The sequence below is a fragment of the Cupriavidus sp. 01L46 genome (genome assembly GCF_056399905.1).
Genome location: NZ_JBFTSF010000699.1, coordinates 1 through 558 on the forward strand (window position 1 = coordinate 1; position 558 = coordinate 558).

The 558-nt window shown below is 62.9% G+C and carries 2 pseudogenes; both read right to left on the minus strand.

The annotated features are described in order from the left end of the window. A pseudogene (locus AC1DS3_RS39385) lies at positions 1–106 on the minus strand (TenA family transcriptional regulator); the annotation flags it as partial. 195 nt (positions 107–301) lie between these two features. Then, positions 302–558, minus strand: a pseudogene (locus AC1DS3_RS39390) (hypothetical protein); the annotation flags it as partial.

Below are 558 nucleotides of genomic sequence, written 5' to 3' on the forward strand. Positions count from 1 at the left end.
TGCCGCTGGCCCAGGCGACGCTGAAGGGGGCTTTGTTGGCGCTTTTGCCCTTGATGGCGTTTTCAAGGGCGGCACGGAAATCATCACGGTTCATCAGTTCGGCCATCGGGAGCTCCTGGGGGAACGAGTTCAAGGTTGTGAGGGACTGCTTAGCGTGGTCCGAGTGGCGTTATCCGCGTCACTCGACACCTTGATGTAGATTGTATACTGTCTACTGCTTTTTGGAAGCGGCTATTTACGGCTTCGGGAATAAAAAAGCGAGGCACGGATGGCCTCGCCCCTGCGGCTCAATGCGACAGGCTCAGCGCCAGAGGAACATGGCGCAAACGGTGGATACGCACAGCCCGATCAGCACCGGCAACAGCAAGGCGCGTACCGCATCGAGCACCGGCACCCGGGCAAATCCGGCCACCGCAATCAGGGAGGACCACGCGATCAGCGTGCCGCCACCCGTCCACACCGCGCCCATCTGCCCGATTGCCGCCAGCGTGGCGGAATCGAAGCCCACCACCGGGCCCAGTGCGCCGGCCAGCGTGCCGGTCAGTGGCAGGCCGGCAA